Source organism: Natronomonas sp. (assembly GCF_046710025.1).
Taxonomy (GTDB): Archaea; Halobacteriota; Halobacteria; order Halobacteriales; family Haloarculaceae; genus Natronomonas.
In genome coordinates this window covers 1-3,614 of the sequence record NZ_JBKEGK010000250.1, presented here as the reverse complement: position 1 = coordinate 3,614, position 3,614 = coordinate 1, and the positions used below count along the sequence as shown (strand labels likewise).

Genomic DNA, 3,614 nt, shown 5'->3' with positions numbered 1-3,614 from the left:
TTGAGGATCGCCATCGAGAACCTCATCGAGAACGCGGTCGAGCACCACCCGGAGGCGGCGACCGTCGACATCGAGTTGACGGCCGACGACGAGTGGATCGACATCACAGTCGCGGACGACGGGGCGGGCATCCCGGAGCGCGAGCGGGCCGTCGTGAGCGGCACCCGCGAGATAACCCAACTCGATCACAGCGTCGGGCTCGGGTTGTGGCTCTCGCGGTGGATCGTAAGCGGCGTGAACGGACAGCTCCTGTTCGGCGACTGTGAGTGCGGGTCGGAGGTGACGCTCCGGCTCCGCCGGGCGGACGACCGGGACGAGGAGTGAGCGGCCGGATCGCGCGGAAATCGAAAGCGGTCGGGGCGCACAGGCCGTGGGTATGAATACCCCGACGGCCCTGGCTTCGGTATGGACGTAACCAACGTGACCGCGGCGGCGGAGACGTTCACCTGCAACGCCTACCTCGCTGAGGGCGACCGGACCGTCCTCGTCGACGCCGGGGCATACGAAGGAGTCGTCGACGCCATCGCGGACCACACCGACGCTCTCGATGCCGTGGTGGTGACCCACCAACACAGCGATCACATCGCGCAATTGGACGCGGTGTTGGATGCCTTTGACGCGCCGTTGTACGCCTACGCCGACCACCCCCGGCGGGACGGGGCCCTAGACGACGGCGATCAACTCTTCGTCGGCGATGAGCCGTTCGACGTGGTCTACACGCCCGGCCACGCCGGCGACCACGTAGCCTTGGTCTCGGAGACGACGCTTTTCAGCGGCGACGTGGTCGTCCACGACGACGGAGCGTTCGACGACGGGAGTTTCGGACGGACCGACATGCCCGGCCAGTCCAGAGAGCGGCTCATCGAAAGCATCGAGACGCTGCTGGACGCGATGGGCGACGGCGTCGAGCACATGTACGCCGGCCACGGCGGGACGTTCCACGGCGACGTCCGCGATATCGTCGAAACCGCGCTCTCGCGGGCCGAAAGGCGCGAGCCAAAGTATCCCGGAGAGTGAGTCGAGGAGACGGACCGAGACAGGTGGCGAAGACGAACGCCACAAAAGCGTCGGGGCGCGCCCGTATTTACGCGATCAAGAAACGTTTTCCGACGAGCGGGATCGACGGCGGGGTCGGCGGCGGTCCCGGGAGAACGGCGAAGACGAACACGAGGTAATAAACGGCCACGAGGAGCAAAAACGCGCCGACCGCGCGGTTGATCGGGTCCGAGTATCGCGCGAGCGTCCTCGTGATCCGGCGGCCGAACGACTCCGAGAGGAGCGCAAAGGCGAGCAGCGGCGCGCCGATGCCCAGCCCGAAGAGGAGAAAGCCGACCAGATTCGGGATCGTGCCGTCGAACAGCACCGCTTGGCGGGCAAAGAAGAGCCCGATAAACCCCGGATTACACGGGATGATGATCCCGCCAAAAAAGAACCCGTAGCCGAACGCCGACGCGTAGGGGTGGTCCGCGTGCGGCGGGTCAACAGAGGGAAGCCGTGAGAACCCCGCGGGGTCGGCGAGCAACACCGCCCCGATCACGCCGAGGACGCCGAACGCCCACGGGCCGAACCGGCCGACGAACCCGCTTTCGATGCCGACGCCCAGGACGACGACGAAGAGATAGCCGGCGGCGGCCATGAAGCTGATCACGCCTGCAACGACCAATAGGCCGAGGACGGCTGGCGACCTGGATCGGGCGTCGTCGCCCGCACTAGCGAGGTACGAGACAAACGCCGGGTACAGCGGTAGGACACAGACAGCTGTCAGCGGCGTCGCAACGCCGATCCAGAACATCTCCGCGAACGCCAGGAGGCTCATCCGCAATCGGTGTTGATCCGAGATTCGATCGTCGCGGCGTCGGAGATCTTATCGATTTCGTGTGTGCCGCCACCGGAACACTGGAGTATGACGGGCGATTGCGGCGGGGAAACAGCTCTGGGGCCGAACTCCTCGACGAGGGCATTGGCGACGGAGTTGGGCGCAACGGCGAAGCGGCTGTGGTCGGCGTAGCCGTTTTCCTCGGCGTACTCGAGGACATCGTCGTTGGCCTCGCCGTCGCCTATGTTCAACTGGACGACCGCCAGATTTTGATCGCGGTCACGCTGAAGCGTATCGATCTCGCTGTTTTGACTGCCGCAGGTGCTACACCAAATGGCGAAAGGGTGTACCAGCGCGGGCCCATCAAGCTCCGAGACCGTGAACTGCTCGTCGGTCGTGACGTCGGTCAGTTCAGCCGTCCGCCATGCCGTCGTCTCGTCGCCACCAGTTCCGTCGCCATCGCCGCCGCTGTCGCCGTCGGACCCGCCGCCGGGGTCGCTGTCGTCGCCGGTACCGAGACATCCCGAGACAGCGACAGCGCCGCTACCGAGGGCTGCAAGGACCGTTCGGCGTGTTCGTTGAGTCATCTTTCGAACGCTACGAGTCGGAGTAACAAAATCCCCTCGTCGATCGTGCACCCTCGGAGCACGCCCGGTCCGGTGCCGGACGTGCCACGTGTGTTTTGGGGCGCGTCACCCGCCCTCTCATCGAGGGTGACCATACGGAATGATAACAAAGAACTACGTGGGGATAGGTCCTACAGATCGTATGCCCCGTCGATCGACTCTGGCTGCTGTTTCGGGCGTGTTCGCGTGGCTACTCGCTCGACCGGCAGCCGCGCACGTCGATTACGTCACCGAAGGGGACGGCGAACAGATCGACCCGGTAGCGTTCACCGTCGAGGTGCTCTCCGACCCGTTCAACGCCGCGGTGCTGTTTGGATCCGGGGCTGCGATCACCGGCGTCCTCGTCGTGTATCTGTGGCTGCGGCCGACGATCACCGATATCGTCGTCCTCCGCGAGAAACTCGCCAGTTACGGCGATCTCATCCCGTGGATGCTCCGGTTGTCGATCGGACTTCCGCTCGTCGGAGCCGGCTTCCAAGGGTATCTGTTCGCGCCGACCCTGACGTTTGACCCAACGGCGAATCCCGTGCTCAGAGCGTTGTTAATCGGCATCGGGTTCTGCTTGCTGTTCGGGCTCGGAATCCGGATCGTCTCTGCGCTCGGGCTGTCGCTTTTCATCTGGGTGCTCGTGACCACCGATCCTGGCGTCGTCATCGCGATGGAATACGTACCGATACTCCTCTCGCTGCTCATCCTAGGAGGCGGACGGCCGAGCGCCGACGACATGCTGTTGGAGGTTGCGAGTACCGCTGACACGTACTACGGCCGTATCGATCCGGTCCACCACCTGAAGGCGTTCCTCGACGAGACGATGGCACCGTTTCGTCGGTACGTGCCGACGGTCCTTCGAGTCGGGATGGGGGTCACGTTCATTTATCTCGGCTTGATCCAGAAACTCGCCACCCCCGGCCAGTCGCTGCTCGTCGTCGATCGGTATGATCTCACGTCCGTCGTTCCGGTTGACCCCGGCCTTTGGGTCGTCGGGGCAGGGATCACCGAGATCGCCGTCGGGATAGCGTTGATCGCCGGCTTCTTTACCCGCGGTGCAGCCGCAGTCTCGTTTATCCTGTTTACCACGACGCTGTTCGGGCTGCCTGACGATCCGGTGTTGGCTCACATTTCGCTCTTCGGGATGGCGTCGGCGGTGTTCACCCTCGGCGCTGGGCCACTCT

Annotated in this window: 5 protein-coding genes; 3 read left to right on the top strand and 2 right to left on the bottom strand. The window is 64.5% G+C overall.

The window, feature by feature from the left end; translation table 11 throughout:
• Together ACI944_RS13175 and ACI944_RS13170 are read left to right on the top strand one after the other, a co-directional pair.
• Nucleotides 1–324, top strand: a 324-nt coding sequence (locus ACI944_RS13175) for an ATP-binding protein (RefSeq protein ID WP_411719490.1), incomplete at its 5' end; no start/stop codon positions are given.
• Nucleotides 325–405: 81 nt separating this feature from the next.
• Nucleotides 406–1,017, top strand: coding sequence for an MBL fold metallo-hydrolase (locus ACI944_RS13170; RefSeq protein WP_411719489.1), 612 nt, complete (start codon nucleotides 406–408; stop codon nucleotides 1,015–1,017).
• Nucleotides 1,018–1,084: 67 nt separating this feature from the next.
• Here the strand turns inward: ACI944_RS13170 and ACI944_RS13165 are convergent, their stop codons facing one another.
• Both ACI944_RS13165 and ACI944_RS13160 read right to left on the bottom strand, forming a co-directional pair.
• Complete coding sequence (locus ACI944_RS13165) at nucleotides 1,085–1,816, bottom strand: cytochrome c biogenesis protein CcdA (protein WP_411719488.1); 732 nt, start codon at nucleotides 1,814–1,816, stop codon at nucleotides 1,085–1,087.
• Nucleotides 1,813–2,403 (bottom strand): TlpA family protein disulfide reductase, encoded by a 591-nt coding sequence (locus ACI944_RS13160; RefSeq protein WP_411719487.1) that lies wholly within the window; start codon nucleotides 2,401–2,403, stop codon nucleotides 1,813–1,815. The genes ACI944_RS13165 and ACI944_RS13160 overlap by 4 nt, the downstream gene beginning before the upstream one ends.
• Nucleotides 2,404–2,584: 181 nt before the next feature.
• On the opposite strand from ACI944_RS13160, the gene ACI944_RS13155 reads away from it, so the two are divergent.
• Nucleotides 2,585–3,614: DoxX family protein (locus ACI944_RS13155; protein ID WP_411719486.1), on the top strand; the 1,030-nt coding region annotated here is incomplete at its 3' end.

Bases quoted from the DNA above. Each gene is read 5' to 3' on its own strand.
- ACI944_RS13170 (WP_411719489.1), top strand. From the start codon at position 406: ATGGACGTAACCAACGTGACCGCGGCGGCGGAGACGTTCACCTGCAAC.
- ACI944_RS13165 (WP_411719488.1), bottom strand. From the start codon at position 1,816: ATGAGCCTCCTGGCGTTCGCGGAGATGTTCTGGATCGGCGTTGCGACG.
- ACI944_RS13160 (WP_411719487.1), bottom strand. From the start codon at position 2,403: ATGACTCAACGAACACGCCGAACGGTCCTTGCAGCCCTCGGTAGCGGC.